Source organism: Streptomyces sp. W16 (genome assembly GCF_033194735.1).
Classification (GTDB): domain Bacteria; phylum Actinomycetota; class Actinomycetes; order Streptomycetales; family Streptomycetaceae; genus Streptomyces.
This window is the reverse complement of record NZ_JAWOAI010001204.1, coordinates 1-785: the sequence shown is the minus strand read 5'-3', so window position 1 is coordinate 785 and position 785 is coordinate 1. Positions and strand designations below refer to the sequence as shown.

The following is a 785-nucleotide window of genomic DNA, read 5'->3' as shown; positions in this document are numbered from 1 at the left end:
CCCGCCAGGTCTCGGCCCGGGTGCACACCCACGCCGCCGCGCCGCTCGCGTCGGGCAGCGGCTGTGTGGCGTACTGCCAGGCGTTCACGGACCGTACGCCGAGCGAGCGCATCGCGCCGAGGGAGCAGGCGAAGGGCGCCCAGGCGTGCTGTGTCTGCGCGCCGGACACCTCGTGGGCCGAGCCGGGCCGCCCGGCGGTGAGGTGCGCCGGGACCAGTTCACCGAGGTCGCTCATCAGGCGGGTGCCGGTGTCGTCGGTCAGCTGGAGCACGTTCCACGACGTGCACGCGCCGGTCTGCTGGGCGGGGCTGGCCAGCGGCGAGGTGATCCCGTCGGTGAGAGTCATGGGCAGCGCACCGGCGCTCGGCTTCAGCAGGTCCCGCTCGGCCGCCTTCCTCACCCAAGGGGCCGTCAGATAACGGACGTTGCCGTCGGCCCGGTCCAGCACCACCGCGTTCGCCTCGGTGCCGGTCGCGCCGTCGACCCGGGCGAAGTCCAGCGCGGCGCCCTTGGTGCCGTCCTTCGGCTCGGCGTAGCGGGCGATGCGCAGACCGTCGTAAAGGATCACCACGCGGGCGTTGTCGACCGTTCCCGCGTACAGGAGTTGGGGCGGTCCGGCCGGACCGCCGGCGGGAGTGCCGGGGGTCGCCGAGACCTGGACGGACTCGCCGGGGCGGGCCCAGACGGCGAGGGCGCGGCGCAGCAGGGCAGTGTCCTCGGTGAGGTCGCCGCGGGCGGGCCAGACGGAGAAGTCCTTGCGCGTGGACAACTCCCACGCGGTGGGC

The 785-nt window shown here is 74.5% G+C and carries 1 pseudogene; it reads right to left on the bottom strand.

The window, feature by feature from the left end:
- Positions 1–785 (bottom strand): annotated as a pseudogene (locus tag R6V09_RS54220) (hypothetical protein); the annotation flags it as partial.